This window comes from Nocardia arthritidis NBRC 100137, from assembly GCF_001612765.1.
Lineage (GTDB): Bacteria > Actinomycetota > Actinomycetes > Mycobacteriales > Mycobacteriaceae > Nocardia > Nocardia arthritidis.
Genome location: NZ_BDBB01000090.1, coordinates 1 through 2326, shown reverse-complemented (window position 1 = coordinate 2326; position 2326 = coordinate 1). Strand labels below are relative to the sequence as shown.

Annotated in this window: 1 protein-coding gene; it reads left to right on the top strand. The window is 67.5% G+C overall.

Going from position 1 to position 2326, the window contains the following annotated elements:
• On the top strand, window positions 1-2326 hold a 2326-nt coding region (locus NA8_RS32130; protein WP_157107042.1), incomplete at both ends, for a condensation domain-containing protein.

Below are 2326 nucleotides of genomic sequence, written 5' to 3'. Positions count from 1 at the left end.
GACACCACCGAACTCGTGGACTTCATCTCCCAATCGTTGCCTGTGTACATGATTCCGGCGTCGATCATGGTGTTGGGGGAGATTCCGTTGACGCCGGTGGGGAAGTTGGATCGGGCGGCGTTGCCGGAGCCGGTGTTCGCGGTGCGGGCGTTTCGGGCGCCGTCGACGCCGGTGGAGGAGATTGTGGCGGGGGTGTTCGCGGCGTTGTTGGTGCCCGAGGAGGACGGGCGTGTGGGTGCCGACGATGATTTCTTCGAGTTGGGTGGGAATTCGTTGTTGGCGGCGCAGGCGGCGGCGCGGATCGGTTCGGCGTTGGGGGTGCGGGTGCCGGTGGGGTTGTTGTTCGAGGCGACGACGGTGGCGGGGTTGGCGGCGCGGGTGGAGGCGCATGCGGGGTCGGCGGCGGGGCAGGCGTTGCGGGCGTGGCCGCGTCCGGAGCGGGTGCCGTTGTCGTATGCGCAGCGGCGGATGTGGTTTTTGAACCGGTTCGATCCCGGGAGTGGGGTGAACAATATTCCGGTCGCGGTGCGGTTGTCGGGGCGGTTGGATGTGGTGGCGTTGCGGGCGGCGGTGGGGGATCTGGCCGAGCGGCACGAGGTGTTGCGCACGGTGTATCCGGATGTGGATGGTGAGGGTTTCCAGTTGGTGTTGCCGGTGGGGGATGCGCGGGCGGTGCCGGATGTGCTGGTGCGGCGGGCGGATGAGTCGGAGGTGGCGGCGTTGGTGGCCGCGGCGGTGGGTGAGGGGTTCGATGTGACCGCGGCGCCGCCGGTGCGGGTGCGGTTGATCGAGTTGGGTGAGTCCGAGCATGTGCTGGTGTGTGTGGTGCATCACATCGCGGGCGATGGTTTCTCGATGGGTCCGTTGACGCGGGATTTGATGAGTGCGTATGTGGCGCGGGCTGGGGGTGGGGCGCCGCAGTGGCCGGTGTTGGAGGTGCAGTACGCCGATTACGCGTTGTGGCAGCGGGAGATCCTGGGTAGCGAGGATGATCCGGAGTCGTTGCTGGCCGCGCAGATCGGGTTCTGGCGTGAGCGGTTGGCGGCGCTTCCCGATCAGTTGGAGTTGCCCGCGGATCGGGCGCGTCCGGCGGTGGCGTCGCATCGTGGTGCGACGCTGGGGTTCGAGATCGATCCGGTGGTGCATGCGGGGTTGAGTCGGGTGGCGGCGGAGCATAATGCGACGTTGTTCATGGTGGTGCATGCGGCGTTGGCGGTGTTGCTGGCGCGGTTGTCGAATACGCGTGATATCGCGATCGGCACGCCGGTGGCCGGTCGTGGTGAGGCGGCGCTGGATGATCTGATCGGCATGTTCGTCAACACGCTGGTGTTGCGCACCGACATCGAGCCCGGCGTGCGATTCGGCGAGTTGTTGGGCGTGGTGCGTTCGGTGGATGTGGAGGCGTTCGGGCATGCGGATGTGCCGTTCGAGCGGCTGGTGGAGTTGCTGGATCCGGTGCGCTCGGCGGGGCGGCATCCGTTGTTCCAGGTGATGTTGACCTTCCAGAACCTGGCGGTGTCGGAGTTGGAGTTGCCGGGGCTGTCGGTGTCGGGGGTGGATCTGGCCGTGGGCTCGGCGAAGTTCGATCTGCAGCTGGCGATCGCGGAGGCCAGCGACCGCCATGGTGGCGGGCAGGGTTTGTCGGCGGCGTTCACCTACGCCACCGATCTGTTCGACACGGCGACGGTGCAGGACTTCGCCGACCGGTTCACCCGCATTCTGGCGGCGGTGGCCGCGGACGCGTCGGTGGTGGTGGGGGATATCGATGTGCTGGCCCCCGGGGAGCGGGAGCTGGTGTTGCACGAGTGGTCCACCCCGGGTGCGATCGTGCCGGAAGTGACGCTGGTGGAGGTCATCGCCACCCAAGCCCGCAGCCGTCCCGACGCCGTCGCCATCCGCTACGGTGATACCAGCCTGACGTTCGGGCAGTTGCAAAGCCGCGCCAACCAGGTCGCTCGCGCGTTGATCGCTCAGGGCGCGGGACCGGAAACAGTGGTGGCGGTGGCGATGCCGCGCACCGAGGAACTGCCGGTCGCGTTGTTGGGTGTGTTGACCGCGGGTGCGGCGTATCTGCCGATCGACACCACCTATCCGGTGCAGCGGTTGGAGTTCATGCTCGAAGACGCCGCCCCGGTGTGTGTGCTGACCACCGCCGAGCAGCGGGATGGGCTACCGGCTGGTGGGTTGCCGGTGGTGGTGTCGGCCGATGCGCAGCACTACTCGGACGCGCCGGTGGGTGACGCGGATCGGGTCGCGCCGCTGCGTAGCGACAATTTGGCGTATGTCATCTACACCTCCGGTTCCACCGGTGTGCCCAAGGGGGTGG